The sequence below is a fragment of the Photobacterium rosenbergii genome, assembly GCF_003026455.1.
In the GTDB taxonomy this organism is placed as follows: Bacteria; Pseudomonadota; Gammaproteobacteria; order Enterobacterales; family Vibrionaceae; genus Photobacterium; species Photobacterium rosenbergii.
This window is the reverse complement of sequence record NZ_PYMB01000019.1, coordinates 1-26,816: the sequence shown is the minus strand read 5'-3', so window position 1 is coordinate 26,816 and position 26,816 is coordinate 1. Positions and strand designations below refer to the sequence as shown.

Sequence of the window (26,816 nt, the reverse complement as noted above, 5' to 3'; positions counted from 1 at the left end):
TTGTTCCTAATTTTCTGTTTTTTCCGCATTAGCCAGCACACGGGTTTCTAGACGTTGTAAGGATTTTTCAATAGATTCTCGTTCTTCAAGAATATTGGCAATGGCATCGGTCATGCCGTTCCAATATCCCAACAACTGCGGAATATTTGGCATGACATCACCGTTATTCGCATTGATCAGCGAAGCCTCTATTCTTGGATCATTTGCTAACTCTTCAGAGAAAGCATTGAGTGCAGGTACACCGATAGGTACCTGACTGTTCATATATTCAAGCGATTCTTTAGAAAGAAGGTAGTTTTCGATAAACTCCGCGGCAATATCCGCATTCGGGGTAGAGGTATTGATCCCTGCCATCAATATACCGACAAAAGGTCTTGAAGGCTTACCTTCAAACTTGGGTAATTCCGCAATGCCGTAATTGACACCGAGCTTGTCGATATTGGCCCATGACCAAGGGCCGTTGATGGTATAAGCCACCTCGCCATTGATAAATGCAGCCTCGGCGCGCGAGTAGTCCATATCTCGGGAAATAATATCTTTATCGACAATATCTTTGAGGAACTGCATTGTACGTTTGGCTTCAGGAGTATTAACCCCGGTATTATTTGGATTAAACCCTTCAGGGGTCAGCTCAAAGGTGTATGCGCCCGCGCTCGAGAATAATGGGTGGGTGAAATAAGGGTTTCTCAGATCCCAAGCTATCGCTTTTTTCCCTTGTTTGCGCAACTCTTCATCGACTTTATAGATATCTTCCCAATTTTCCAGTGGCTCCTTGATAACATCTTTGTTGTATATTAGTGAAAGGGATTCTGCTGCTATAGGGTAACCATAAATCTTGCTCTTATAGCTCATCGCTTCCCATGTATAAGGCGCAAATTTCTCTTTAAAGCTCTCTGACGGCCTAATTTCTTTGACAAACCCAGCCTCGGCATACCCGCCGAACCTATCATGGGCAAAAATCATAATATCAGGACCTTTACCAACAGAAGCCACCTGGGTAAACCTTTCTTCTAACTGGACAGGAAACTCGACATTAACTTTTATACCCATCTCTTCTTCGAATTTTTCAACCGCATATGTCATGCCTTTTTGGCCTTTGTCCAATGGCATCCAAACAGTTAACTCTGAATCAGAAAAAGCCGCAGCATTAAAAGAAGCGATTGCACATGATACAGCTAGGCTCAAGATGGTTTTATTTTTCATATTCATATCCCTATAGCTTGTATTATTCGAGTTGTTTGGGGTGTAGAAAACCCCAAACAATCAAACGATTTGTTCGTTATTGCATATTAAAAATCAAGCACCCTCTACCACCATAATAATTCATGGTGATTAAGATATTTAATAAGATTTATATTAGATAAGATGTAAAATAATTATTTTACTGTAATAACATATTCAAATGGTGATAGTTTTCCTTTTTTAGCTATATTGTTAATTTGATATTCTTGAACTTGTTCAGATAAATTAATAATTACCTCAACACAATTCGATTCTTTTTCCCGGCTAAATGCAACAACATTTGGGTTACCTGTTTGCAGCAGCAATGGCATTGCACCATATGGTCCGTTCCACAAGGCTTGGTTTTCACGTTTAAGGGTCAGCAGTTCAGAGTAGAAGGTCTCTAGTTCAAGCCTTTTCCAATCAATATTATCTTTTTCAAAAAAGGCCAACCGCTTATCCAAATAGGCTTCTTGTCCGCTATAAATTAGCGGCATGCCATACAAGGTTGCAGCCAAGACCGAAAACGCCTTGAATGCATCCCCGAAATATTCTTCATCGCTGGCTTCCCAAGTATTCTTATCGTGGTTGGTGGTAAAGACCATTCGATAAGCATCTGCAGGATATTCAGTAAATAACGCATCAAGATATGGTGCAATATCTTCCGCCGTCTTTTCCTTTTTGACGATTGCGCCCATCAACTCATAAAAGCCCCAGTCATAAGTCATATCAAAGGCTTTATTGTGCAACTCCGGAGACGACCATTCAGCTAGCATAAACAAATGCTTGATTTGGTGTAACTGTTCTGTGGCAAACTCCCAGAATGCAGTTGGTACCAAGCCTGCAACATCACAGCGGAAGCCATCGATATCAAATATCTTGACCCAATAAGCCATGGCATCGGTCATACCCTGCCATAATTCCTTGTTTTGATAATCAAGGCCGATAACGTCGGTCCAGTACTCCGTTTTCCTCGGATCAACATAGGTATAAGGGAATAACTCGCCGTCGTCATTTCGCTGGTACCACTCAGGATGCTGTTCAACCCATACATTGTCCCAAGCGGTATGGTTGGCGACCCAATCCAGGATGACATACATCCCCATATCATGGGCTGTTTCTACCAACTGTGTTAAATCAGCCTCTGTCCCTAAAGATGCATCGATAGCTAAATAATCTTGCGAAGCATATTGGCTCCCCAAGGTGCCTTTTCTATTTTTTACTCCAACAGGATGAATAGGCATCAACCAAAGGATATCAACACCCATCGCCTTCAACCTTGGAAGGTGAGCCATAAATGCATTAATGGAGCCTTCCTCGGTATACTGGCGTAGGTTCACTTCATAGATATTTTTGTCTTTGGTCCATTCTGGATGGTTAAATCCACTCATTATTTTTCCCTAAATGTTTAATTACGTGGTGTGCCAGTAGACTCCCTAATAACAAGTTCCACAGGCATCAAGGTTTGAAGCTTTGCTGGTGACTCACCAGAAATAAGTTGGATGATTGCTTCTGCAATGGGTTCACTAGAATTGGTTAATGGGGCACAAGTTACCGTCATAGGTGGTTCGAACTTCTCCGTTTCAAAGTGAGCAACACCATCGTCGTGGGCAATGACAGAGAGGTCTGCGCCAATTGTCAGTCCCATTTCTTTGGCGATAGTATAAATGCCGTGAGCAACCTTACTGCTATAGCAAATAATTGCGGTTGGCTTGTCTTTTCCACCAAGTAACTGTTTGGCGAGGTTTTCACCATCCCTTACCGAAGGGGCGCAATGCAATACTCGGCACTGTTCGGCGTTAAGGTTATTTTCAACAACCGCTTGAATAAAACTGTCCGAACGTTTTTTGGCAAACGCTTGTTTTTCATCGCCATTGATCAGCACTATTCTCTCGTGGCCCAGTTCAGACAAATGTGCCACCGCTTTCGAAGAGATCGAGCTGTTATCAATATCGTAATACGCATATTCGAGCGCGCTGGTATCGTGGCCATGGACAACAAACGGTATATTCTTCTCGATTAGAAACTTGATACGTTCATCGTTAACCAATGGTGCCTTTACGATAAGGCCATCAATGGCACTTTTGGCGACAAAATTTTTCAAGCCCTCGACATTATCACCCATCGTCGACGAGTTAATGAGCAAGTCATAACCTTTGGCTTGCAGTGTGTTACTAATATAAAACAGCTCCTGCAGGAAAGTCGGTGCACAGACCAACTCATCAGGCGATTGGAGCATAATACCCACCATCTTGGATTTTCCGGTCGCTAACCGCTGGGCCACACTGTTGGGCTTGTAACCCAGTTGTTCAGCAGCCTCAACCACACGCTGCCGGGTTTTGGCGTTGACTTCTGGATAACCATTGAGCGCTCGACTCACTGTCGCCATCGATAGGCCAAGGTGTTTTGATATTGCTGCTAAAGTCGTCATATTCTTCTTTTTCAAATTATTTAAAGCGCTTTAAGTTTGCATTTATCCCCTACAAGCATCAACCATGTAATGCAACATGTGTGACATGGATATCGAAATGCACAACAATTTAAAGCGCTTTAAATTTTGTTTAAATTTGATTTTTGATGGGCAGGAAAGGAAAAACGGTTCGGGTTGAATAGCTCTGGAGGCCAGAAGAAATCAAGCCCAGAAGGTTATCTGGACTTGGAAACTGAGCTTGAAAAAAGCAAGTAAGTTTGAGTCGGCTATCACTCAACCTCAACCGGTGGCCTGAACACCATCTCATGCATCACAACGTCCTGCGGAAGTTCAAGCAGCACGGCAATGGTCTCGGCAACACTTTTCGGGTGCATATACTGCGGGCGGTCCACTTCCCTGAAATTGGTATCGGCACCACCTGGGAATAAGGATGTGACTTTTATCCCGTGAGGTTGCGCCTCTTTCATCAAAATGGCACTGAACCCTGCTAACCCTTGTTTCATAGCGGTGTAGACGCTCATGGTTTCATTCGAGCGCTTGGCAACCGTGCTGAGGACATTGATGATTTGACCACTCTTGGCAGGCTTCATCACTTTCAGAGCTTCGCGACTTAACACAGCAGGAGCACGCAGGTTCACCGCATACTGGTAATCAAACTCTTCTAAGGTGAAATCCTCAATGCCACATTTACGTGAGTTCATCCCGGCATTGTTGACCAAGACATCCAACCCACCTAAATGCTCGACAGCTTTGCCGACCAGCTCCAGAGCTTGTTGTGCATCACTCAGATCAGCCTGGATCGACTGGCAACCAGTTTGTTCACTTAGCTCTTCTAACTTAGCCTGATTACGCCCTGTAGCAACAACGCTGTGTCCTTTTCCGGTTAGCGTTTTTACCAGCTCGTAGCCTATTCCACTGGTCGCGCCAGTCACTAATATACGTTTCATCCTTTTCCTTAAGCCTGTTTTGATGAGGAGATGAAGCAAGTCTGCCATAAAAAGTCTTAAAAAGAATCAAATCTCATCGGTATTAAGCGGAGCTATTTTCTGCAATATCAATGACTTGATAATATAAATATCGTTCTGGATACGTATTATGATATTGTTGATGCATAGATCATTGGGAGATATGCAATGGCCCGTATTACTAAAGAAAAATGGCAGGAAAACCTCGCCAAATACAATGCGATAATTTTACACATCTTTCTCAACGAAGGATGGGACCATGTCACGTATGACAGGCTAAGCAAAGAAACCGGACTTCGCAAAAGCACCTTGCAGGGCTACTACCCTTCCAATCAGGACTTTGCTATCGCCATGGACGGAAAGGTACTCCCTATCATCATGGATCATCTTTCGTTCGAGTCCAAAGAGGCGTTGATTGAATCCTGGTCGGTATCGCTCGAGTCCAAGGAGTTCAGGATGATAATGAAAATGTTCATGATGCATGCCTCCAAACATGAGGACAGAGGGCAAGGCGCACTCGGCGCGAAAGGACTGGTAAATATCATCCAGCATAAATTGCCCAAGGAGGATGGCTTAGCTCTGCTCCAACACCTTTTCGGCTTAACCATGACAGGGTTGCTGGGTTTGAATAAGTAACGAAGAAAATTAGGAAGTCAGACAGCACTCTCAATATTAGTTGAGATTGTTTGCACATAAGGCCAGATACCCAAAAGCTCCAGTATTTTTACTGGGGCTTTTTCTGTATTGGGTGCCCGCCTCCTCCCGAGTACCTTTCTACTCTTATCGGCAAATACAGGAATTCACTTTGAATATTTTCAACTTTGAACTGTGAGTTCGTAATGAGAAAACACTCAAGAAAATTCCTAGCCTATTGTCTGTACCCATAAAACTGTCTGTATCTATAAAACAGGCAAACACAACAAGGAGAGGCATATGTTCAAGAAAGGGTTGTTGGCAGTCATCGTAGGTTTGGCATCGGCAGGCGCTTCGGCAGCAGACATCACTATTAAATATGCGGATGTTCACCCTGAGGGGCACCCTGTTATCGAATCCATCCAGTATATGGATCAGCTTCTTGGCGAATGGTCTGACGGAAGGATCAGCGTTGAGATTTACTCCGGTGGCCAATTAGGTGGCGAAAAGGAGTTACTTGAGCAGACACAGTTTGGTGCTATTCAAATGACACGAGTGACCAATGGCATCCTAGGTGCATTGGATCCTCGCTTTGATGTACTTAATTTACCTTATTTCTTCCTAAGCCGTGAGCACATGTACAAAGTGACCGATAGCCCTGAAATTGCAGAGCTGCTCAGCTCTATCGAGCGCCAGGGCTTGTTGGGTATCGGCTATATGGATGCAGGCTCGCGTTCAGTCTACAACGCAAAAACTGAAATCAATAAAGCAGAAGATCTGAAGTCACTCAAAGTAAGGGTTATCCAGAACCCACTGTTTATCGAAATGATGAATGCTATGGGTGGGAACGGTATGCCACTGAGCTATTCCGAGCTATACACTAGCCTTCAAACAGGTGTTGTTGATGGTGCTGAAAATAACCCACCGACTTACTTCCAGCACAAGCACTATGAAGTTGCTGGTAATTACACATTAACAGAACACCTTACTATTCCTGATGCCTTCATGATGTCTAGCCGATTCTACAAATCACTATCCAATGACGATAGAGAAATGGTGATGAAAGCAGCCAAAGCAGCTATTGATAAACAGCGCGAGCTTTGGGTAAGTTCTGAAGAGCAAGCGCTTATTGGCCTTAAAGAGGCTGGTATCAATGTCATTACCGACTTCGATAAAACAGAGTTTATTGAAGCGACAGCTCCTATCCGCCAGAAAAGCGCCAGCAACTATCCAGAACTTCTGGAGCTAGCTGAAAGAATGGCGATGTAAAGGAGGCTGGAATGGCAGTACACCTTTATGGACGTGCCATGGATAGGCTTGAGAATACCCTGATGTTTGCCGGCATGGTGCTATTGGTTGCCATGGTGATCTCAATCATCACAGGAGTGAGCTTACGCTTCTTCATCGGCTCAGGATCTGGCTTTGCAGAGCCTATTTCGAAGTTCTTTCTTGTGCAAATCACTTTCTACGGTACTGCCCTGTGTTACCGGCGGAGTGAACACTTAAGAGTTTCGCTACTCAATGACTGGCTGGAAGGCACTAAGCTTCGCGTGCTTGAAATATTTCAGCATCTCCTTGTCATGGTTTTTGCCATTTGTCTTGTGAGGTATGGGATAGATCTGGTCGATAGAACATGGTTTCAACGCTATCCGGAGATCACCTGGCTACGCGTAGGTTTGGTGTACACAGCCGTTCCTGCTGCCGGGGCTTTGGTTGCCTTGTTCAGTTTGGAAAAGCTACTTGGAATGTTTGTGAGTAGTGAGGAGGTGTGCGATGCCCAGCTATGAGATCGCCACTGCAATCCTTTTATTAGGATTCTTTGCCCTGCTTTTCCTTGGGTTACCCATTGCTTTCGCCCTTGGGATTTCAACACTGTTGACCGCTTTTTACATTGATTTGCCCATTGAGGCTGTTCTGCTTAAAGCCGTCGCCGGTGTCGATAACTTTACCTTGCTGGCAATCCCTTTCTTTGTCCTAGCCGGTGCTATCATGGCGCAGGGAGGCATCGCATGGCGGCTTGTTAACCTCGCCAATGTACTCGTCGGTTTCGTCCGGGGAGGATTGGCAATGGTAAATATATTGTCCTCGATGTTCTTCGGGGGGATATCTGGTTCAGCCGTTGCAGATACGACCTCTATTGGTTCAATAATGATCCCTATGATGAAGAAGCAAGGTTACGATGATGCCTTCAGTGTCAACGTTACTATCGCCTCTTCAACCCAAGGGGTCGTGATCCCGCCAAGCCATAATGTCATCATCTATGCCTATGCAACGGGCGGTGTCGTATCTGTCTCAAGCCTGTTTCTTGCAGGGGTAATACCAGGGATCCTGATTGGGTTGGCACTAATGTTCCTTGTATCCATCCTTGCCCACAAGAAGCAGATGCCAAAAGGTGAAATGGTTCCGCTTCGCCAGGCTGTAATTTATTGCAAGGAAGCATTGCTTGGCCTAATGACGTTGGTGATCATTGTGGCTGGCGTCATTGGAGGGGTATTTACCCCAACTGAGTCAGCTGCAATCGCGGTATTATGGGCAGCATTTGTGACTTACTGTATATACCGTTCTATAGGGCTGCGCGAAACCAAAGCCATGCTGGTAAATGTGCTTAGCATTGTGGCTATGGTGATGAGCGTCATCGCTTTTGCCGCAGGCTTTGCCTACCTAATGACTATGATGCAGGTTCCAGGAAAGATAAGTAGCTTTATTCTTTCAATATCTGACAACCCGCTGGTACTCATGCTACTCATCAATATTATGTTGCTTATCCTCGGCACTTTCATGGATATGGCACCACTAATAATGATTTGTACACCAATTTTGTACCCTGTCATCACCAAGTTAGGCATTGATCCTACCCAGTTTGGCATTATCATGATGTTGAACCTTGGCATAGGGTTGGTCACTCCCCCGGTTGGAACAGCGCTGTTTGCAGGCTGTGCGGTGGGGAATGTCAGTATGACTCAAGTAAGCCGTGGCCTGCTGCCATTTTGGTTAACTATGATTGCGGTGCTTATGGCAGTAACTTACATTCCAGCACTAACCCTTTGGCTCCCATCAATGCTTTGAAGTGTTTAATGTCCTGCCGTTAAATAAGTTGAAAGTGTAATTTATGCCAGTAACTCCTGTTGCTGGCTTTCTTTATGTATTTCAATTGGATATTGATTTTCATATTTCCATCTTAAAAAATCGTGTTATCTAAAAATTTCAAAGTTCCCCAGTTGGTGAACTTTTGCTGATAACGACTAAAGCGCTTCAGGTTTCTCTTGTCTGGATCTCCGGATATCCATTTAATTATTTGCGCGCGATCTAACATGGCATTAGTGATGTTACGGCGCCTCACAATAAATATGAGAGGCGCTCCATACGGTTATTGAATATCAGTAATTACATTAGCTAGGTCTTCACCCGCGCCACGGCGTTTGCACTTGCTGTAAGCCCGCTCAACCCACGCTTTCTTTTGGCCAAGATCGGCGTTCTCAAACTCTTTCATCACTGCTGGCTGTTCCAAGCCGCGTAGGTCACGAATACCGTCCTTGTATGAATCCAGAACTCGCGCTTCATTATCTGTTTTTTTAGCTGCCATGAAGTTTCCGCAAGACTCATCTGCCGTGGCTGTAACTGGTAGCGCAAGTAGCAATGCGGTGAGTGCCATCTTTTTCATTTTTATTTCCTGTAAATGTTCATTACTGTTCGTTGTCAAATTGCAGGCGAAAGAAGTCACTGAGCTAGGCCTCAGTATTCGCCATATTTTGTTCAAATCACCATTACCTCAGAGAAGAGATATCCAAACAGTGGCAGTAATGGATCAAAGTGCTAACCGCATCTGGTTATGCAAAAATATCTAATAGCTTGTCCCAATTGCCGGTAACCAGCCATACCATGAGGAACACAGCAGCGCCTATTTTCATGCAAAGCCAAACTAGCTCTAGCCTCGCCTTTAGCTCTTCAAGCATCAGCCTAACTCCAAATAATGAAAACGAAGGCGTCGTCACGTTTAGGGGCATAATAATTTACTGATGAATTATTTAAAGTGTATTTATATTTAGTTTTTATAAGGCATTATAAAACTTACAGCTTTAAGCAAAATCAGATTTTAATTTATATTTTTTATATTTATCAACCTTTTAAAATAAACAAAAAACCATTAAAATCAATGAAATAGCAACCACAGAAAACATAACCAACGTATGCTATTTAGTCCCCCCTATTTCAAGGAGAAATATAGATAGCTTAAGCATAGATAACGCTTTGAGTGCTTTTCAATTAGAGGGGATGTCAATGAAGTTGAATCAGAAGCTAGTTATAAACTTTGGAGACTTTCAAACAACAAAAAAAGCCCGCAAACTAATGCTTGCGGGCTTTTCTATAGATGGTGCCCCGGGCCGGACTTGAACCGGCACAACGCGAACGTCGAGGGATTTTAAATCCCTTGTGTCTACCAATTCCACCACCAGGGCACGCAATACTTTGCGATGCCGTTTAGTACAGTAAACACCATCTTTTCTTACCGCTTAGTGCCGTAAGGTTTAATTTGGAGAGACGTGGCCGACTAGGTACACGAGGTTCCTCGCGTGAGCACATCTTCCCTATATTTGGAGCGACACACGAGGTTCGAACTCGTGACCTCAACCTTGGCAAGGTTGCGCTCTACCAACTGAGCTAGTGTCGCATTGCTTCTTGTGGGCTTTGCCCTGAAGACGAGATGTACTTTAACCGATTACAGAAATGAGTCAACGCGTTTTTTTAATGTTTTGATTTGAATGAACAAAACTCGATCAAGACGAAGAAATATCTCACATTTTTCAACCAATAAATTTGCAATTCTTTTAGTCTTCTCATACTAAAAGCCCAGCTCGATGGCTGGGCTACAAATATGATCGATTTAATGATTCAGCGATGACATCACGTGGTCAGGCTTTCGCTTTCTCAGGGTGTGCAGGCAGACGGATTGAGATAATCGTGGTCAGTACCAAGAAAACCACTGAAACCCACAAACATGCAGCCAATCCAGCATACTGATAAACCAAACCAGACAGCACAGTACCAATCAAGCGGCCCATTGCGTTAGCCATGTAGTAGAAGCCGACATCCAGTGAAACACCGTCGTCTTTGGCATAACTAACAATCAGGTATGAGTGCAATGATGAATTAACCGCAAACACCGCGCCAAAGATCAACAAGCCAACCACAATGGTAAACTCAGGCTGCCAGTTGAACTGCACACCCAGGGCAACGCCCATGGTGATGATACTTAGCAAACCGGCCCACCCCATTGCAGCACGACCATCTGGCACTGTACCTTTCGCTTTGCCGGTAATTTTAGGAGCGATGCCCTGGACAAAGCCGTAGGCAATCACCCAAAGGGCTAGGAAACCACCTACCATGGTGTGGTCCCAGTCAAACACCTGGCTCAGATAAATCGGCAACGCGACCACAAACCAGACATCCCTTGCCCCAAACAGGAACATACGGGCTGCAGAGAGAATATTGATGCTCTCGCTTTTCGAGAAGATCTGCTTGAACTTGATTTTGTTCTTGGCCTTACCCATGTCTTTTTCTAGTGACACTAGGCTCAAGATAAGTACCAACGCCAATACTGCAGCCATTGCTAAAACTGCGCCTTTGAAGCCAACAACCGCCAGTAGCAAACCACCGATAAAGAAACCTGCACCTTTAAGGGCGTTCTTCGAGCCAGTCAGGATAGCAATCCACTTGTACAATGCGCCCTGCTTCTCATCAGGTACCAAGGTTTTGATGGCACTCTTGGCACTCATCTTATTGAGGTCTTTGGCGATACCCGACACAGCCTGCGCCAACATTACCCAAGGCACGGTCAGATAAGCAGATGGCACCGCCAGCATAACCAGCGCACCAACCTGCATCGCCAAACCAATATTCATGGTGCGATTCAGGCCAAGCTTGGCACCCAGCCAGCCACCAATCAAATTGGTGACTACGCCAAAAAATTCATAGAACAAGAAGAGCGAAGCGATCTGCAGCGAGGAGTAACCCAACTGGTGGAAATGTAAGACGACCAACATACGCAACGCGCCGTCGGTAATGGTGAAGTTCCAGTAATTGAATGTCACCAGCATGTACTGACGAACATCTTTGGAGAGGTTGGCAATAGCCGAAATCATGCAATAACTCACTCTACTGTTTGTTGCTGTTTATTGCTAAAGCCAGCTCCAATATATGGAGCTGGCCATTGTTACTGTGTTGCTTATGCTAGGCCAACCTTGCGGATTAGCTCAGAAGTACGTGTTGCGTAACCCATCTCGTTATCGTACCAAGCGTACACTTTCACCATGCGGTCGTTCACAACCATGGTCGATAGTGCATCAACGATTGTTGAGCGCTGGTCGCCTTTATAGTCGATAGATACCAGTGGGCGGTCTTCGTAACCCAGGATACCTGCAAGCTCGTTTTCAGACGCTTCTTTCAGTGCAGCGTTAACTTCTTCAGCAGTTACATCGCGGCTCAAGTCAAAAATGATGTCTGTTAGTGACGCATTGGCTAACGGTACGCGAACCGCGTGGCCGTTAATCTTGCCTTCAAGCTCTGGGAAGATATCAATGATAGCTTTCGCAGAACCTGTTGTGGTTGGGATAAGGCTCATGCCACATGCACGGGCACGACGAAGGTCTTTGTGCGGCGCATCAAGGATAGTTTGGGTGTTTGTAAGATCGTGAATCGTCGTGAATGACGACTGCTCGATACCAAATTTCTCGTGGATAACCTTAACAACAGGCGCAATACAGTTAGTGGTACAAGAAGCCGCTGTGACAATCTTGTGCTTGTCAGCATCGAACAGATAATCGTTCACACCCACGACTACGTTCAATACGCTGTCATCTTTCACTGGCGCAGAAACAACAACACGCTTAACACCCTGTGCTAAGTACTTGTTCAGGTATTCCATTTCACGGTGCACACCAGTTGCTTCCAGCACAACATCACAGCCAGACCAATCTACCGCATCGATATCGCGCTCTTGCGTACAGCGGATCACAGAATCACCAATCTGCATCGATTGACCATCAGAAGTCACGGCATGGTGCCAGCGGCCTTGTACTGAGTCGAACTCCATCAAGTGAGCCAATGTTTTTGCATCACCTGCTACATCATTGATTTGAACAAACTCCACTTCTTCCCAATCAAACGCAGCACGCATTGCCAAACGACCAATACGACCAAAACCGTTGATACCTACTTTGATAGCCATAATCCACTTTCCTTAAACCGTTAACTTGAACATATGATTTAGCATATATATGGTATACCGCATATACTAGCCAGATCCGAATCGCTTTTCCAGATCTTTTTTCAAATAATTACCACGGCCATTACCAAGGTGACGTTAGGTATAGAGGTCTTTTTGTCCCCCTCCGCAACATAAAGGATCACAAAGCAAATTATAGTTAGGGTCTTGCAAGGGGATAACGAGAGAATGGCGGAGTGCAGGAGATAAGTACCAGATACAAAAATGCCCTGCAAAAGCAGGGCATTCAATGAGTAAGGAAAGCCTGACGGCAGTGACTTACTTGTACTGCTGGATGTAGTCGATATGTGGCTGACGCTGGAAGGCACCCGGGCGAAGTGCCTGGATCTTCTCAATTGTTGAGTTCAGTTCTGCACCACGAGAAAGCATAATACGTGCTGCGATCAAGCCGGTACGGCCAGAGCCACCCATGCAGTGAACTGCAATCGCATCGCCGTTATCCAACATAGCCTGAGCTGCTTTGTTGGCTTCAGGGAAATTAGCATCAAACTGAGCACCCGGTGCACAGTCATCTTCGATAGGTAGGTGGAACCAGCGCATACCTAGGCCACGGCACTCTTCCGCCAGTGCTTCCAAACCACCTTCTGGTAGATCTTCAGGTTCAAGTGCTGTCAGTACAGCAGTTGCGCCAGCTTCTTTTAGTTGCACTAGAGAATCGTGCAGAGAAACTTCTTTGGTACCTGGACAAGGAGTCAGTAGCAGTTTGCCGCTATCTTCTAAAGGCAGGGTCCAGAATGGGTGTGTGTTTGACATATTTGCACCTATAAATAAGTAACTTACTTCTAATTAATTTCTCAACCGCCCGGCAAAAGTACCAAGCGCTCTTATTCGTCTTAAATCAAAATACTAGCTAACTTTGCTAAAGCCTGGCTTTTTACGCTCTTCACGGTGGCTGAGCTTTATCTTCTCGTCGTTGATCATACCCGGATTGCCATTTCTCACTGTAGCAAGGATATGGCGGATCCAAACCGGCAGTTGCTTAGCCAAATGATAGAATATCCACTGCCCTTCCCGCTGGGTCTCCAGCACACCGCCGTCACGCAACAAGGCAAGATGGCGCGAGACTTTCGGCTGGCTAACGCCAAGTACATCGACAAGATCGCCAACCGTCAGCGCTTGCTCATCTTCAATCAACATCAAGATACGAAGGCGCAGCGGATCGCTGAGTACTTTAAATAATTCAACCGGACCAATCACCGAATCGTGTTCTTCACCGTTAAGCATTAAAAACAATGCCATACGGCTTTCTAAGCCATCTAAGGTATCACGAAAAGGTTGGTCGCCACTCTGGGGTTTGGGATCTTTAAAATCCCAGTGAAGGAGTGCGTCTGAATCGGGGAACAAGGCACATTCATTACTGGCTTTGTCACATAAGGTGATCACAGTATCGAAGTGCTGACCTTCGAGATCTGCAGCCGAACAACTTTGCAAGTTATCGCTATTGATGCCACGCTCGGCCAATACACGGTAAACACGAGGATCGACTTCCTCTGGTGCCATCCCTGCACTAACAACTTGGTAATGCTCACCCGCCATATGCCGCATAGCGGCTTCTGCTAACTGAGAGCGGGCTGAGTTTCCGGTACATAAAAATAAGATACGTTTCATGTGACTCGCGGCAACTGATTTATATATGGAAAGCATTATATATGCTTTCCATTATATGTAAATCCCCGAGTAACGAGTCTAGCTTGAACTTGACTAAGGTTTAGTCAGTGGAACTATTACCACTATAAGGTATTGCCAAGTACCCACTCGCTGACTTTCGCCGCCACAGCAGGATGGTTTAGCAAGTCGAGGTGATCAACCCCACCGACAACCCATTTATGCTCAGTTGGGTAATTCAGTGCCAGCACCCCTTTTGTGCTCTCAGCAAGCGCACTGGCCACTGGAACAAGACCATCCCCCAGCTTACGGTTATTCTCGTCCTGAAGGTTCTTTCCAAGGCATGATGCGATGGCATAGCACTGCACCGTATCAGGTAAGGTTGGCCGTTGGATTAACGCGGTACCAGTGGCTGTATCTTGCTCCACCTGCTTGAAAGGAATTGTCGGCGCTTGCCAGTCTTCGTGAACAATGTAACCCCGGCTGAGATCTTTACTGCCACTACTGCGTATCTCCCCCAGTTTTTGCAAAAACTTCAGCTGAGGTGTATCTGCTACTTGTTCATCAATCCAACAAGCTAGCTTCGCCAGTGGCGCACCATTATGCGGTGTCCCTAAGGTAATAAAGGTGCGAAGTACCTGCAGCCACTGTAGCTGATTAAGCCCAGCATAGTGACAGGCACTACGCGTGACCAAGCCGCCCATACTGTGACCAATAATCACCAGCTCTTTGACCTCACAAGGCCATGCCTGCAAGAGCTTCTCTAACCTGAAGGCAAACTCTTCACCATTGAGAGAAATATGGTTGCCCGTGTTGTACCAAAGATAGATCGGGGTATAACCCGCATTGATAAATTGCTTGCCGTGATCGTGGCCTTTTCTTACCCAACCTTTGTCAGCCATACACCAACCGTGGACACACAATACGATACGCCCCGATGCATCAGGTAACTGACGTTCAAGCACTTCGGCATCATCGCTTAAATGCTGGGTATGATCAGTAAACACCATAGGTATGGCAAAACGGCTATTTCTCTGAAGTAAGTGGTCTCCTACCAGACCATTGAAACTTGCCAGCAAAGCATCCCCTTGAGCTGGCGGCAATCCGTGCTCCAGCAACTCAACTACCCGTTGTTTGGCAAACTCCGAGTTTTCTATCACTTTGCTAGAAATATCTTCCTTGAGGCTTTTGAGCTTTTCGCTCCATTCGTTTTTAGAAATCATTACTACCTCAAATAAATACCATCTATTTATCTGATATTAAGCATATGGATTAGAATTAACAACCGATTTTAGCAGCTAGAAGAAAGGCGTGTTTCTAACTTTATTAGATGATTTTGGATGATGAAATGAAATTTAAGGCAACAAAAAATAATAGAGTAAAAAATTAGAATATTCTTACTAACTTTTAAATAAAATTAAAAGACACGATAAATATATTTCTATCGTGTCTTGAAGATTAAGGTAAAACTATTTACGCCACACAATCTTTCAACTTGGAAATATTCACTTCAGTAATGGATATATCATCCAATATCATGTCTGCAGCTTTCTCACCAATCATGATTGTGGGTGCATTTGTATTGCCGCCGACTAAGGTTGGCATAATCGACGCATCCACAACACGCAACCCTTTCACCCCATGCACGCGCAGTCTTTCATCAACCACCGCTTGCTCATCATGACCCATCTTACAGGTGCCAACAGGGTGATAAATCGACTCCGCCTTGCGCCTGATAAACTCCTCTAATTGCGCATCAGTTTGTACATCCTTACCCGGAAAGACCTCTTTACCACGGTAGTGATCAAAGCCTGCCTGCTTTAATATCTTCCGTGATAACTTGATGGCTTTGAGCATTACCTCCATATCTTCGGGATGACTCAGATAGTTTGCGGTTATCCGTGGCGGATCTAGTGGGTCAGCACTGACCAACCCCAAACTGCCCCGGCTTTTTGGCCTTAAATTACAAGCATGTAGCGAATAGCCATGCTTCACCGTTTGCCATAAATTCAAGCCATGGTTATCTAGGTAACAAGGTGAGAAATGGAACTGGACATCAGGTTTATCAAGTTCAGGTGACGTCTTGGCAAATCCCCCAGCCTCAGCGATATTGGTCGTGAAATTACCCTTCCTAAACAATAAGTAATCAAATATTCCTTTGATTGCCCGGGTAAGGGCAACAGGTGAGAAACCGACAGAGTGGAAGGTACGCTCCCGGGTGACTACCAGCACATCCAAGTGATCTTGGAGGTTCTTGCCAACCCCAGGAAGGTGATGTTTCACCCCGATTCCCTGCGCTTCAAGCTCTTGCCTATCCCCGATGCCGGATAACATAAGCAACTGCGGACTATTAATCGCCCCACCGCTTAAAATAACCTCTTTATTAGCCATTACCTGATGCAGTTGTCCGGCTTTGATATACTCGATACCAGTTGCTCTACCCTCTTTAATCAGCACCTTAGTCGTCGTCGCGTCGGTAATCACCGTCAAGTTTGGACGTTGCTCTGCTGAGCGAAGGTACGCAACCGCCGAGCTGCAGCGCTGGCCATTTTTTTGGGTTACTTGATAATAACCGACCCCTTCTTGCTCCTTGCCATTGAAGTCCTTGGTGATGTTATGCCCCGCTTGCTCTGCCGCCTTGAGGAAGGCGTCTGACAACGGGTTATTTATCCGTAAATCAGAGACATGCAATGGGCCATCGGCACCATGGTAGTCATCACCACCGCGCTCTTGGGCTTCTGACTTCCTGAAATAAGGCAGGACATCCTCATAACTCCAGCCTTTATTTCCCAGTGCGGCCCATTCATCATAGTCGCTGGCATGGCCTCGGATATAGCACATAGCATTGGATGAAGAACTTCCACCAAGTGTCTTGCCTCGCGGCCAAAACAACTGGCGGCTTTGCAGGTTAGGTTCCTTGTCGGTGTAGTAACGCCAGTTCATTTTCTTAGAATGCATCATACCGATGATGCCCAAAGGCACATGGACAACCGGGCTACTGTCTTTTGGGCCGGCCTCAATGAGGCAGACTTTTAAAGAAGGATCAGATGATAGTCTATTTGCAAGTACGCATCCTGCCGAACCCGCCCCTACAATAATGAAGTCATACATAGCTTTCCCTCAATAGAATAATCCTTGTTCAGCCAGCCAATTAATAATTCCAGTCTTTATCATCTATTTTTTGTTTCATTTAATCATAGTGTAGTTTAATTCTGATGGGACAAATACCACACAGATTATGAATTATTTCATCGCAGAAAATTAAATAGTGATCCATATTAAACTTTTTGCATTTAATAGGAGACATGACCTCAGACCAGTGCAAATATGTATGGGCTAAAGGAATACAGCATTTTCTGATTTCATTAAACCTAACGGTTTCCTCTAACCTATTTTCTGGACGGTTAGAGTTTTCATCAATTATCTCGGCACACTTTTTTGTGCTGGCTAGGAACAAGTAAAGGAACACATCATGGCAGATCTAAAAGCGAGTTTTGAACAAGCTCAAGTTGACGTAAAAGCATTGACTAAACGCCCATCTAACGACGAGCTACTAGCACTTTACTCGCTATTCAAGCAAGCAACCGACGGTGACGTGAAAGGCAAGCGCCCTGGCATGTTTGACTTCAAAGGCGGCGCAAAATACGACGCTTGGGAAAAACTAAAAGGTATGGATGCAGATACAGCAATGCAACAGTATGTCGACAAAGTCGCTGAACTGACTGCTGCTTACGCATAAGCTACACCCAACTCGCTCCCAACTTTCATGAAAGGTCGCTATGCGGCCTTTTTTTACATCTCCACATCCCGATTCGATAAAGTACATGTGATAAAAAACCAGAACTACTTTCGCGGTTCTGGTTTTCGTAGGTATTTAAAGCAAGCGAGCTAACTAACTGGCACTCTTGGCCTTTCTCACCCTCACTTTTCGTGGGGCTGGACTGATGTCATCTTGGTTGGTTGCCGGTGTTTCCGGATCAATATCGACAGTCGCTGATAGCATTTCAGTCAATTTTGCCAACTGCTTTTCCAACTCTTCAACTTTGCGCTGCTTTTCCTGATAAAGCCTTTCAAACTCATCATCTTCAGGGGTCAACGACTCTTGCGCCGCTTCTACAGCAAGCTCAACAGCCAGTGACTCATCGTGCTGGTAGCCCAATTGCTCAGCCACAGCCTGTGCTGCAGTTTCCATGACTTCTTGCTCAATCTCAGCAAAGGCATCACACATGTAGTCAGTGATCACTTCGAAGCCCGGTAGCGATTGGTTACAAGCCACCAGCGAGAAGTACATGGTATCGGCATTACTGAAGAAAGTAATGTTTAGAGTCTGACCTGGCATCAGCAAGGATACTGGATACTGCTCGCGGACCTTGGCACCCATGAAGTAAAGCTCTTCTTTGGAACCAGGAACGTTAGAAATAAGTAGGTTACTGGCTGGCGGAATGTAGTTATTCAAGCCAAATTTACCGCTAAACAACGAAACACCATTAACCAACAGCGAGTAGTTGATGTAAGCATCAGGTGAGATATTCAGGGCTTCGTTTTTCAGATCCGTCGTCGCGTGCTGGATAGACTCAAGGCGCTCAAGTGGAGACAACCCTTGTTTACCTAGCTCAACATGGCCAATCGACATCTTGTTGCCAGACTTACCCTCATCCCCTTTCGCTCGCAGGTTGATAGGCATCATGGCAACCAATGGCTTACGGATTGGGATTGCCCGGTCATTAAGGTAACGGTTCAACGCAATATCACTGATAGTGAACAAAATATCGTTCATCGACGCGCCAGTGATACGGCTGATGTGTTTAAGTTGCTTGATAGAAAAGTGGCCCAAACTAACCGCTCGGCTGCGTTTAGGACTCAGGTTAAATGGTGTTTTCGGGGCAGTAAATGGCACCTTCAGATCACAATCAGCAATATTAACGGCTTTTAGTGCCAGTTTACTGCCTAACCTGAACATTGATGGGATCAGAGAGATCTGCTTAGTGGCCGCCACTGCTGTTTTCATGACCATATCGGTCAGGTGAGATTCCTCTCGGCGCTGGCGTGATGTTTTTCGCAAATCGCATTGCCAGATCGGCTTGTTGAAAGACTCTTCAATCGATGTCGCACAGCTTTGGGTAAAGATCTTACCGGCACGAACACCATCTGCCATTGAGTGGTGGATTTTCAATACCAAGGCAACGCGGTTGTTTTCAAGCCCGCCAATCACCCACACTTCCCACATCGGACGGCTACGATCCAGCACTTGGCTGTGCAAACGACCAACGACTTGCTGCAACTGCTGTTCGTTACCCGGTGATGGCAGCATGGTGATACGCAGGTGGTCTTCCAAGTTAACGTGGTTTACCGTAGACCAGCTCGGACGGCCAGTCAGTGACCAGTTTAGCTTCCAGTTAAACGGTGGCACCGTTTCCGGCTGCTGCAGGAAATTGGCGTAAAGTTCTTGGGCATAGGTCCCGGCATGATCTTCTGGCGGGTCAAGAATGACCAAACCCGTAACATGCATTGGGGTTTTTGCCGTTTCAAAGGCAATGAAGCTGAAATCCAGCAGAGACAAACTCGGCATAAATCTAATCCTTTCTTGCGGTGTGGCATGGTCTGACGGGTGAGCATTAACTCTGGACTTGATAACTAGTTGGCGCTAATGCCACCCAATCAAGGTCTGTCCCTTTGCCATTGTCGCTTTTATATAAAATCCGTTACTTCGACTTTTCAGCCAGCTTTTCAACCATCTCTTGAAGACGGTCTACTTTATCTTCGAAGTTGCTCAAACGATCGCGGTCGATACCGCAAGTCGCGTTGAAAGCATGGTTGAATTGCGACTCAGCCTGACCGAACAGACCACGCTTGGTATCTTTGATACGCTCAACCATTTCAGTTTCCACTTCGCTACCTTTGGAAACCAAATCTTGAATTTGCTTACTGACCATGTGCTGTGCCATGCCAACTTGCTCGGTACCTTTGCTGTATGCACCTAGGCCAGCCCAAATCACAGTACGGACAGAAGACTCACCCATCTGGGTGGCTGATTTTACAGTTCCAATAATTTTTTTAGGGGTAATCATCACTTTATCCTCAACAAATCAGAGAAATATCTTTTTCGATGCTTAAACCCTACCAATTAGAATTAGATCAATCTTTCTAATTCAACCAAGGAATTGGTAAGCAGCTCACACAACCCCCTGCAGGTAAGAATCACTGGTTTCATGGTATGCGTACACATTAACAATGCCGATTGCGCATACACGTGACTGAAGTCCCAAAACCGCACACTAGACAATTTTTGGGGCTTTTTTGTCCAAAAATAGAGTGAACGCTCTAAGTTCAGGCGCAACAATGAGGGGATAACAACTATAAGAACATATATGAATAATATCGAACAAGGAATGCACTATGTCAGTTTTAGAAATCGTAGATTCATCATACCCAAACCCATCCCTTGAAGCGTCTGACACCACAACGAAAGCTCCCGCAAAAGTTATCGCTAAAGCAGACGATCTGGTTGATCAAATCATTGCGACTGTCGGTAAGAACATTGTCCTTGGTGCACCACTCGCCATCGGCAAGCCAGTTAGCTTTGTCAATGCGCTATACCAACGCGCGAAGAAAGATCCAAGCATCAACCTGAGGATCGAAACCGGGATCACCTTGGAAAAACCGGTAGGTAAAAGCAAGATTGAACGTTGTTTCCTAGAACCCTTTGTAGCCCGTGAATTCGATGGTGTTCCTGATATTGACTACATCATGGATCTCCGAGCTGGCAAAGTCCCTAGCAACATCACTATCAGTGAATTCTTCTTTAAAGCCGGTAGCTTTATGAATTCACCTCAGCAGCAAAACTACACGTCTACTAACTACACCCATGCTGTTCGTGATTTGCTGGATAAAGGCGTCAATGTCATTGGCCAATTGGTCGCCACCCGAACCGTTGACGATGTAACAACTTACAGTTTGAGCAGTAACTCAGATCTCGCGCTAGATTTCGCTATCGAGATCGAGAAGCAGAAAGCACAAGGTCGAAATATCACGATTATCGGCGAAGTAAACAGCAACATGCCTTTCATGCAAAACCACGCTGAACTACCAAGCTCTGAATTCGATTTCATCCTAGATGGTAACAGCCTACCTGATCACAAAGATTACCAACTGTTTGCCGCCCCACATGCCAGCATCTCTGCTGAAGACCATATGATCGGCCTCTATGCCAGTGCCTTGCTCAAAGATGGCGGTACCCTTCAGGTAGGTATTGGTTCCCTGAGTAGCGCCCTATCCTACAGTGCCCTTGTTCGCCACCAGCAGAACCGCATTTACAATAAAATGCTGTCTGAGCTGAACATCTACGAAAAATTCCCAGTCTGTAAAGAAGTGGGTGATACCGGCACCTTCGAAAAAGGCCTATACGGCTGTAGTGAGCTAATGGTGGATGGCTTTGTGCACCTTTACCGCGCCGGTATCCTTAAGCGAGAAGTATTTGAAGACCTGACTATCCAGCGCCTGCTCAACGATGAATTGATTAACCATGACGTGTCGGTAATGACCTTGTTGGCACTGCTTGAGCGTGAGGCCATTTCTCCAGAGCTAACCGCTGCCGACGTTAAGTACCTCAAGCGCTTTGGTATTTTCAACGATAACGTTGAGTTTGTTGATGGCAAACTAAAGACAGCAGACGGCACCAGCAAAGCCAATATTCGTGACAAAGATGCCCTTGAGTGGATCGCAAAATATGCCCTAGGCCAACGCCTTAAAGGCGGTACGGTGATGCACGGTGCTTTCTTCATCGGCCCGAAAGACTTCTATCAAGAGCTGAACAATTTCACCCAGGAAGATCACGACAAGTTCTGCATGACCAGCGTGAATTACGTCAATGACCTATACGATCACTTCCTTGGTAGCCAGCAGCTCAAGCAAGCTCAGCGCCAGCATGCCCGCTTTATGAACTCAGGTATGATGGTCACTCTAGATGGCTCAGTGGTATCGGATGCGCTAGAAAACGGTCAGGTCGTCAGTGGTGTGGGCGGTCAGTACAACTTTGTTGCCCAGTCCGGCCAGATGCGCGAATCACGCTCTATTATCAAGATCCGCAGTTGCTCTTTCCGTAACGGTAAGCTGCGCTCGAACATCCTATTCAACTATGGCCACAACACTATTCCACGCCAGTTGCGTGACATCGTGGTTACTGAATACGGTATTGCCAACCTACGCAGCAAACCGGACCATGTGGTATATACAGAATTAATCAAGATTGCCGACTCACGCTTCCAACAGCAATTGCTAGAAGAAGCCAAGGCTGCTGGTAAAGTCGCCAAGGACTACCAGATCCCGAAAGAGTTCGCCAACAACACGCCAGAAGCTATTCAGGCTTTCTATAAGAAATACACCGATCAGGATATTTTCGGTCCTTTCCCATTCGGTTGTAGCTTTACCGACCAAGAACTAAAACTAGGCAAGGCGCTGAAAGCCTTGAAATCAAAATGTGCAACGCCTAAAGGCAAGCTGAAAGCTATCGCACAATCATTGTCAGCACCTAAACCTGGCCATGATATTGATATTCTGCTTAAACGCGTTGGCCTTGATAAACCTGAAAACCTGCAAGAAAAAATCACACGCAAGCTAGTGATCGCTGAACTTGTAAAGTGATCGTTGCGTAAATAAAGGCTGGGCCACTTATGTGGCCCGGCTTTCTTATATAAAAAGCAATCGTTGAGAGAAAAGAGGTGTTCAATGTCGAAGAAAAGCAAGGAAATGGCACTGTGTCCATATGCCGCAGTTTGGGGTTGCCCAAAGTGTCCGGTCAAGAAAATATGCCCAGGGAAGACGACAATTGGCGACCAGCCGATAAAGCGTAAGGAAGAAGCAGAGAAATAACAAACGAATCCCCTCCCAGTAGTTGCCCTACCAGTTGCTGGGAGTCTCTACGACTCTATCCCCAAAGAGTTATTCATACGCAAGCCCCCTCGTGTACTATCTCACCATGACTGTCTCATCAATTATAAACTGCTAAAATTCTTATTGTTTCTTCTAGCACATCATTTCCATTCCTGACTAAGATTAAAATAAAACCACCGAAATACATATAACCAAAGCAGATACGGTGGGAAATCAGTGGGGGGTATGTATGGAAGTAATGAAAGCCATTCTCTTTGGCATTATCTTATCATTAACCGTCGGGCCAATTGCCATTTTGGTACTCAATAATGGGATGCATCACGGCTATATGGCGGCAGTTCGTAGTGCTGCGGGTGCGGCACTGGCTGACTATTGCTATGCATTAGTCAGCTTCGTAACCGGTAGTTTACTCATCAGTAAACTCGACCAGTACCACTACCAAATCATCCTGCTTTCTTCTTGGGTGCTCATTTTCATGGGCTTTTATATGATGTTCAATGCCATGAAAAACACCAAGCTCCTTGCTAAGGTTCACCGACCGTCGAAAAAGCTCGGGTTTCGATCCGCCTTTTACCTCACCCTTGCCAACCCGATAGCCATCATTGGCTTATCAGCATTTATCGGCCATTCCACCGAGCAAGTAGATTTACTGTTCGCGATGCAGCTTGCCGGGGCGGTGTTTGTTGGTAGCCTCATCGTGCAGTGCCTGCTTGCCATATCCGGCTTTGCCCTAAAAGATGACGACAGCATCACCTTCCCGTTCTATTTGCAGCTACTTGGCGGATTGCTGATTTGTCTTTTTGGCGTGAATAATTTTATTGAGCTGGCTGGATAGTCACAGCCACATAAAGATCAGTGCGCCATGTAAACCCGGTTTCGGCCAGCAAGCTTGGCTTGGTAAAGCAGTTCATCCGCTTCACGAGACAATGAGTCTAAGCTACGAGTTTGTTGGGACTTAGCAATGCCGGCACTGGTCGAAAGTGCAACTTCCAAGCCATCAACCTCAAACGGAACATCAGCTATATCTTTGCGGATCGTTTCTGCCATTGATGCAACTTCCTGCGGGCTATAATTCACCGCCAACACACAGAACTCTTCACCACCGAGACGATAGACACTGGAATCACCAGCTATTGCTTGGAGTCGACTAGCAACCTGCTTTAACACAGAATCCCCTGCAAGGTGGCCATAGGTATCATTCACTTTTTTAAAATAATCAATATCAAAAGCAATAAGGTGAACGGAGTCATCATCTTGTATATACCTTGCAAAATCCTGCTCTAGAGCTAGCCGGTTCAACGTAGAAGTAAGAGGATCCCTAAGGGCTAAGCGCTTTAAGCCATTGGTTGATATTTGCCGGTGCTTTTCATAGTAATGCGAAATAGCCCAGATACTGATAAAGCTAGCAACATAGTTAACTATCATATTTGGGTTAAACTGCCCAAATTGTAGCTTCCAATACATGAGCGATGAAATTGCTAATAACAGTATCCCGCTCCACTTAGCGCCCTGCCTGACCCCCAAAAGGAAGTAGTAAATAGAAGAAAGAAGTAATGTCCAAAACAACAATCCACTGTCGATCCGGCTGATAATACATCCCCACACAACCAAGCCACTCAAATAAAAGATGTAAACTTCAACGATCCGTTGCTCAAAACAATACTCATCTTTTTTAGTTGCCTCCCAACTTAATTGTGAGTCAAATTGACGAAACAGCAGGCCAAGCGAACAGGCGGAAAACCCAGCCAGCGCCACGGAAAACACGTAGTTTTCGTGAATGAACCAGTTGATGCCCGACAAAATTAGGGCAAGCCCGCCAACAACAATGAACAAGCAACTAAGCACTCGTGATTTGAGCTTTTTTTCTTCATCAAAAACTGAATAGTACATTGACCTCACCAAAACAGTACGTCGTACCGTATGGTGGGTAATTTAACGTATTCAAGCTTTGATAGCAACAGGCGTGACTAATAACCTAGCGTTTGTGGTTTGCTAACTTATACAGAACTAACGCCTGTTAAATGACATTTCTTTCACATTGATCGGTTTACCGTGGAAATCTCGGGATAACAATAATAAGTGAGCCACAATGATGCGAATTCAAACACTCTTTCCACTGTTCACCGCCGCCCTGCTAACTGCCTGTGAAGATGGGGATGGCGCCTCTGGTTCTACCCCAAGCCAACCTTACACCGACTTCTTTTCGGCCCTCCCCACAGAAGCTATTCACCCGGCAGACAACCCATTTAATCAACAAAAGTTTGAATTAGGTGAAGCGCTGTTTTGGGACCCTATTCTCTCGGGTGATCAAAATGTTGCCTGCGCCAGTTGCCACCATCCTAATTTTGGCTGGGCAGATGGCCGTGCATTATCTATTGGCGTTGATGGTAAGGGATTAGGCCCAGATCGTACGGGCACAAAAGCAACACCCAAACATGCCCCGACGATTATGAATGTCGCCTTCACAGGCCTTGATGCCGGAGAGAGTACCGAGGGTTTCTTAGCCACAGGCTATTTTTGGGATTTGCGTGCTGACTCACTTGAGCAACAAGCTTTAGAACCAATAAAAAATCAAATAGAGATGCGCGGGGTGCGTTTTACAGAGCAGCAGATTTTACCAGAAATCGTAAATAGGCTGAGTGGTATTCCTGAGTATGTAGACATGTTTAGCCATGCCTTCCCTGCCGAAATTATTTCGGCTGACAATATTAGCCAAGAGCATATCGCCAAAGCGCTAGCAACGTTCCAGCGCGAAGTCTTTTCCCCAAATAGCCGTTTTGATGAGTTCATTGCAGGTAATGACGCCGCTCTCACCAGTCAGGAAATTACCGGCTTGAACAAATTCATCAATGGCGGTTGTGCCCGTTGCCACTCAGGCCCACTGCTGGCTGACAACGTATTAAGAGAAGATCAGATTGTTATTAATTTTGAAGCTGTGCGAACGCCAAGCTTAAGGAATATATCCCAAACGGCCCCTTACATGCATTTGGGTGACTCTTCAACGCTAAATAATGCCATTGGCCTATACGAGGACAGAGGCGATCTACAAGTGACAATGGAAGATGATGACGTAGGCGATCTCGCTGCTTTCTTACGCAGCCTGGACTCAGAGAATTTCTATCAAGAAATTCCAACCCGAGTACCGAGCGGACTCAAGGTGGGTGGTAATATTTAACCGCTGCTAATCAAGATATAACGACAACATGACATGCACCATAAGCAACAAAAAAGGCCTAGCGTTACCGCTAGGCCTTCAATGATGGAGGCGCGTCCCGGAGTCGAACCGAGGTCCACGGATTTGCAATCCGCTGCATAGCCACTCTGCCAACGCGCCAAATTGTTCAAACGTACCTATTTAGCTATTACTATTAGGTCGTTTGTTTGGTTGCTGCCGCCCAAAGGGGCCAGAACCAAAATAATGGAGGCGCGTCCCGGAGTCGAACCGAGGTCCACGGATTTGCAATCCGCTGCATAGCCACTCTGCCAACGCGCCAAATTGTCCAAACGTAGGCCGTTTGTTTGGTTGCTGCTGTCCAAAGGCACCATAACCAGAATAATGGAGGCGCGTCCCGGAGTCGAACCGAGGTCCACGGATTTGCAATCCGCTGCATAGCCACTCTGCCAACGCGCCAAATTGTTCAAACGTACCTATTTAGCTATTATTATTAGGTCGTTTGTTTAGTTGCTGCCGCCCAAAGGCACCAGAACCGAAATAATGGAGGCGCGTCCCGGAGTCGAACCGAGGTCCACGGATTTGCAATCCGCTGCATAGCCACTCTGCCAACGCGCC

The 26,816-nt window shown here is 45.7% G+C and carries 23 protein-coding genes and 6 tRNA genes; 9 read left to right on the top strand and 20 right to left on the bottom strand.

All coding sequences use genetic code 11. From position 1 onward, the window contains the following. Nucleotides 1–6: 6 nt before the first annotated feature. From malE to C9J01_RS22770, 4 genes are all read right to left on the bottom strand, one after another. Nucleotides 7–1,203 (bottom strand): maltose/maltodextrin ABC transporter substrate-binding protein MalE, encoded by a 1,197-nt coding sequence (gene malE, locus C9J01_RS22785; protein ID WP_107300429.1) that lies wholly within the window; start codon nt 1,201–1,203, stop codon nt 7–9. A gap of 173 nt (nt 1,204–1,376) precedes the next feature. Then, nucleotides 1,377–2,612 (bottom strand): alpha-amylase family glycosyl hydrolase, encoded by a 1,236-nt coding sequence (locus C9J01_RS22780; RefSeq protein ID WP_107300428.1) that lies wholly within the window; start codon nt 2,610–2,612, stop codon nt 1,377–1,379. 17 nt (nt 2,613–2,629) lie between these two features. Continuing rightward, nucleotides 2,630–3,652: a LacI family DNA-binding transcriptional regulator gene (locus C9J01_RS22775; RefSeq protein ID WP_107300427.1), complete on the bottom strand. Its 1,023-nt coding sequence runs from the start codon at nt 3,650–3,652 to the stop codon at nt 2,630–2,632. 269 nt (nt 3,653–3,921) lie between these two features. Continuing rightward, on the bottom strand, nt 3,922–4,599 hold the full coding sequence (locus C9J01_RS22770) for an SDR family oxidoreductase (RefSeq protein WP_107300426.1): 678 nt from the start codon (nt 4,597–4,599) through the stop codon (nt 3,922–3,924). A 186-nt stretch (nt 4,600–4,785) separates the two neighbouring features. Here C9J01_RS22770 and C9J01_RS22765 point away from each other — a divergent pair, with 186 nt between their 5' ends. The 4 genes from C9J01_RS22765 (at nt 4,786) to C9J01_RS22750 (ending at nt 8,316) form a co-directional block, all read left to right on the top strand. Further along, on the top strand, nt 4,786–5,253 hold the full coding sequence (locus C9J01_RS22765; protein ID WP_107300425.1) for a hypothetical protein: 468 nt from the start codon (nt 4,786–4,788) through the stop codon (nt 5,251–5,253). A gap of 297 nt (nt 5,254–5,550) precedes the next feature. Further along, entirely contained in the window at nt 5,551–6,519 is a 969-nt protein-coding gene (locus C9J01_RS22760; RefSeq protein WP_107300424.1) for a TRAP transporter substrate-binding protein, read from the top strand. Nucleotides 6,520–6,530: 11 nt separating this feature from the next. Continuing rightward, nucleotides 6,531–7,037, top strand: coding sequence for a TRAP transporter small permease (locus C9J01_RS22755; protein WP_107300423.1), 507 nt, complete (start codon nt 6,531–6,533; stop codon nt 7,035–7,037). Next, nucleotides 7,024–8,316 carry a TRAP transporter large permease gene (locus C9J01_RS22750; protein WP_107300422.1) on the top strand — a complete coding sequence of 431 codons (1,293 nt, stop codon included), beginning with the start codon at nt 7,024–7,026 and terminating at the stop codon, nt 8,314–8,316. The genes C9J01_RS22755 and C9J01_RS22750 overlap by 14 nt, the downstream gene beginning before the upstream one ends. Before the next feature lie 301 nt (nt 8,317–8,617). On the opposite strand, the gene C9J01_RS22745 is transcribed toward C9J01_RS22750, so the two are convergent. The 9 genes from C9J01_RS22745 to C9J01_RS22705 all read right to left on the bottom strand — a co-directional run bounded on the left by C9J01_RS22745 (nt 8,618) and on the right by C9J01_RS22705 (nt 17,248). Then, complete coding sequence (locus C9J01_RS22745; RefSeq protein WP_107300421.1) at nt 8,618–8,911, bottom strand: hypothetical protein; 294 nt, start codon at nt 8,909–8,911, stop codon at nt 8,618–8,620. 709 nt (nt 8,912–9,620) lie between these two features. Continuing rightward, a tRNA-Leu gene (locus C9J01_RS22740) sits at nt 9,621–9,707 on the bottom strand. Between the two features lie 136 nt (nt 9,708–9,843). Further along, nucleotides 9,844–9,919: transfer RNA gene (locus tag C9J01_RS22735), tRNA-Gly, on the bottom strand. Nucleotides 9,920–10,160: 241 nt separating this feature from the next. Next, nucleotides 10,161–11,390, bottom strand: a complete 1,230-nt coding sequence (arsJ, locus tag C9J01_RS22730; protein WP_107300420.1) for an organoarsenical effux MFS transporter ArsJ — start codon at nt 11,388–11,390, stop codon at nt 10,161–10,163. Between the two features lie 83 nt (nt 11,391–11,473). Beyond that, a complete protein-coding gene (locus C9J01_RS22725; protein WP_107300419.1) occupies nt 11,474–12,475 on the bottom strand; it encodes an ArsJ-associated glyceraldehyde-3-phosphate dehydrogenase in 1,002 nt (333 codons plus the stop codon). A gap of 315 nt (nt 12,476–12,790) precedes the next feature. Then, nucleotides 12,791–13,285 (bottom strand): phosphatase domain-containing putative toxin, encoded by a 495-nt coding sequence (locus C9J01_RS22720; RefSeq protein WP_107300418.1) that lies wholly within the window; start codon nt 13,283–13,285, stop codon nt 12,791–12,793. Nucleotides 13,286–13,378: 93 nt separating this feature from the next. Further along, nucleotides 13,379–14,140, bottom strand: a complete 762-nt coding sequence (locus tag C9J01_RS22715; RefSeq protein ID WP_107300483.1) for a metalloregulator ArsR/SmtB family transcription factor — start codon at nt 14,138–14,140, stop codon at nt 13,379–13,381. Nucleotides 14,141–14,262: 122 nt separating this feature from the next. Beyond that, nucleotides 14,263–15,360, bottom strand: a complete 1,098-nt coding sequence (locus C9J01_RS22710; RefSeq protein WP_107300417.1) for a PGAP1-like alpha/beta domain-containing protein — start codon at nt 15,358–15,360, stop codon at nt 14,263–14,265. 250 nt (nt 15,361–15,610) lie between these two features. Further along, nucleotides 15,611–17,248, bottom strand: a complete 1,638-nt coding sequence (locus C9J01_RS22705) for a GMC family oxidoreductase (RefSeq protein ID WP_107300416.1) — start codon at nt 17,246–17,248, stop codon at nt 15,611–15,613. 361 nt (nt 17,249–17,609) lie between these two features. Between C9J01_RS22705 and C9J01_RS22700 the strand changes: the two genes are divergently transcribed. After that, on the top strand, nt 17,610–17,876 hold the full coding sequence (locus C9J01_RS22700; protein WP_107300415.1) for an acyl-CoA-binding protein: 267 nt from the start codon (nt 17,610–17,612) through the stop codon (nt 17,874–17,876). A 153-nt stretch (nt 17,877–18,029) separates the two neighbouring features. Here C9J01_RS22700 and C9J01_RS22695 read toward each other — a convergent pair whose 3' ends face one another. Together C9J01_RS22695 and C9J01_RS22690 are read right to left on the bottom strand one after the other, a co-directional pair. Beyond that, the gene (locus C9J01_RS22695; RefSeq protein WP_107300414.1) at nt 18,030–19,706 is read right to left on the bottom strand and encodes a wax ester/triacylglycerol synthase family O-acyltransferase; all 1,677 of its coding nucleotides are present in this window, start codon (nt 19,704–19,706) and stop codon (nt 18,030–18,032) included. Between the two features lie 133 nt (nt 19,707–19,839). Then, on the bottom strand, nt 19,840–20,205 hold the full coding sequence (locus C9J01_RS22690; RefSeq protein ID WP_107300413.1) for a phasin-related domain-containing protein: 366 nt from the start codon (nt 20,203–20,205) through the stop codon (nt 19,840–19,842). Nucleotides 20,206–20,533: 328 nt separating this feature from the next. Here C9J01_RS22690 and C9J01_RS22685 point away from each other — a divergent pair, with 328 nt between their 5' ends. From C9J01_RS22685 to C9J01_RS22680, 3 genes are all read left to right on the top strand, one after another. Then, nucleotides 20,534–22,777 (top strand): acetyl-CoA hydrolase/transferase C-terminal domain-containing protein, encoded by a 2,244-nt coding sequence (locus tag C9J01_RS22685; protein ID WP_107300412.1) that lies wholly within the window; start codon nt 20,534–20,536, stop codon nt 22,775–22,777. An 84-nt stretch (nt 22,778–22,861) separates the two neighbouring features. Beyond that, nucleotides 22,862–23,005, top strand: coding sequence for a hypothetical protein (locus tag C9J01_RS29815; protein ID WP_170114928.1), 144 nt, complete (start codon nt 22,862–22,864; stop codon nt 23,003–23,005). 250 nt (nt 23,006–23,255) lie between these two features. Next, complete coding sequence (locus C9J01_RS22680; protein ID WP_107300411.1) at nt 23,256–23,861, top strand: LysE family transporter; 606 nt, start codon at nt 23,256–23,258, stop codon at nt 23,859–23,861. Nucleotides 23,862–23,878: 17 nt separating this feature from the next. Here C9J01_RS22680 and C9J01_RS22675 read toward each other — a convergent pair whose 3' ends face one another. After that, the gene (locus C9J01_RS22675; RefSeq protein ID WP_107300410.1) at nt 23,879–24,916 is read right to left on the bottom strand and encodes a GGDEF domain-containing protein; all 1,038 of its coding nucleotides are present in this window, start codon (nt 24,914–24,916) and stop codon (nt 23,879–23,881) included. 199 nt (nt 24,917–25,115) lie between these two features. Between C9J01_RS22675 and C9J01_RS22670 the strand changes: the two genes are divergently transcribed. After that, nucleotides 25,116–26,201 carry a cytochrome-c peroxidase gene (locus tag C9J01_RS22670; RefSeq protein ID WP_107300409.1) on the top strand — a complete coding sequence of 362 codons (1,086 nt, stop codon included), beginning with the start codon at nt 25,116–25,118 and terminating at the stop codon, nt 26,199–26,201. An 85-nt stretch (nt 26,202–26,286) separates the two neighbouring features. Here C9J01_RS22670 and C9J01_RS22665 read toward each other — a convergent pair. From C9J01_RS22665 to C9J01_RS22650, 4 genes are all read right to left on the bottom strand, one after another. Further along, nucleotides 26,287–26,360, bottom strand: a tRNA-Cys gene (locus C9J01_RS22665). A gap of 85 nt (nt 26,361–26,445) precedes the next feature. After that, nucleotides 26,446–26,519: transfer RNA gene (locus C9J01_RS22660), tRNA-Cys, on the bottom strand. A 64-nt stretch (nt 26,520–26,583) separates the two neighbouring features. After that, nucleotides 26,584–26,657, bottom strand: a tRNA-Cys gene (locus C9J01_RS22655). 85 nt (nt 26,658–26,742) lie between these two features. Beyond that, nucleotides 26,743–26,816, bottom strand: a tRNA-Cys gene (locus tag C9J01_RS22650).

Coding starts and splice junctions, on each gene's coding strand:
- C9J01_RS29815 (WP_170114928.1), top strand. CDS start 22,862: ATGTCGAAGAAAAGCAAGGAAATGGCACTGTGTCCATATGCCGCAGTT.
- C9J01_RS22770 (WP_107300426.1), bottom strand. CDS start 4,599: ATGAAACGTATATTAGTGACTGGCGCGACCAGTGGAATAGGCTACGAG.
- C9J01_RS22725 (WP_107300419.1), bottom strand. CDS start 12,475: ATGGCTATCAAAGTAGGTATCAACGGTTTTGGTCGTATTGGTCGTTTG.
- C9J01_RS22755 (WP_107300423.1), top strand. CDS start 6,531: ATGGCAGTACACCTTTATGGACGTGCCATGGATAGGCTTGAGAATACC.
- C9J01_RS22745 (WP_107300421.1), bottom strand. CDS start 8,911: ATGAAAAAGATGGCACTCACCGCATTGCTACTTGCGCTACCAGTTACA.
- arsJ (WP_107300420.1), bottom strand. CDS start 11,390: ATGATTTCGGCTATTGCCAACCTCTCCAAAGATGTTCGTCAGTACATG.
- C9J01_RS22695 (WP_107300414.1), bottom strand. CDS start 19,706: ATGCCGAGTTTGTCTCTGCTGGATTTCAGCTTCATTGCCTTTGAAACG.
- C9J01_RS22765 (WP_107300425.1), top strand. CDS start 4,786: ATGGCCCGTATTACTAAAGAAAAATGGCAGGAAAACCTCGCCAAATAC.
- C9J01_RS22685 (WP_107300412.1), top strand. CDS start 20,534: ATGTCAGTTTTAGAAATCGTAGATTCATCATACCCAAACCCATCCCTT.
- C9J01_RS22780 (WP_107300428.1), bottom strand. CDS start 2,612: ATGAGTGGATTTAACCATCCAGAATGGACCAAAGACAAAAATATCTAT.
- C9J01_RS22675 (WP_107300410.1), bottom strand. CDS start 24,916: ATGTACTATTCAGTTTTTGATGAAGAAAAAAAGCTCAAATCACGAGTG.
- C9J01_RS22715 (WP_107300483.1), bottom strand. CDS start 14,140: ATGAAACGTATCTTATTTTTATGTACCGGAAACTCAGCCCGCTCTCAG.
- C9J01_RS22775 (WP_107300427.1), bottom strand. CDS start 3,652: ATGACGACTTTAGCAGCAATATCAAAACACCTTGGCCTATCGATGGCG.
- C9J01_RS22705 (WP_107300416.1), bottom strand. CDS start 17,248: ATGTATGACTTCATTATTGTAGGGGCGGGTTCGGCAGGATGCGTACTT.
- C9J01_RS22680 (WP_107300411.1), top strand. CDS start 23,256: ATGGAAGTAATGAAAGCCATTCTCTTTGGCATTATCTTATCATTAACC.
- C9J01_RS22700 (WP_107300415.1), top strand. CDS start 17,610: ATGGCAGATCTAAAAGCGAGTTTTGAACAAGCTCAAGTTGACGTAAAA.
- C9J01_RS22690 (WP_107300413.1), bottom strand. CDS start 20,205: ATGATTACCCCTAAAAAAATTATTGGAACTGTAAAATCAGCCACCCAG.
- C9J01_RS22720 (WP_107300418.1), bottom strand. CDS start 13,285: ATGTCAAACACACACCCATTCTGGACCCTGCCTTTAGAAGATAGCGGC.
- C9J01_RS22750 (WP_107300422.1), top strand. CDS start 7,024: ATGCCCAGCTATGAGATCGCCACTGCAATCCTTTTATTAGGATTCTTT.
- C9J01_RS22670 (WP_107300409.1), top strand. CDS start 25,116: ATGATGCGAATTCAAACACTCTTTCCACTGTTCACCGCCGCCCTGCTA.
- C9J01_RS22760 (WP_107300424.1), top strand. CDS start 5,551: ATGTTCAAGAAAGGGTTGTTGGCAGTCATCGTAGGTTTGGCATCGGCA.
- C9J01_RS22710 (WP_107300417.1), bottom strand. CDS start 15,360: ATGATTTCTAAAAACGAATGGAGCGAAAAGCTCAAAAGCCTCAAGGAA.
- malE (WP_107300429.1), bottom strand. CDS start 1,203: ATGAAAAATAAAACCATCTTGAGCCTAGCTGTATCATGTGCAATCGCT.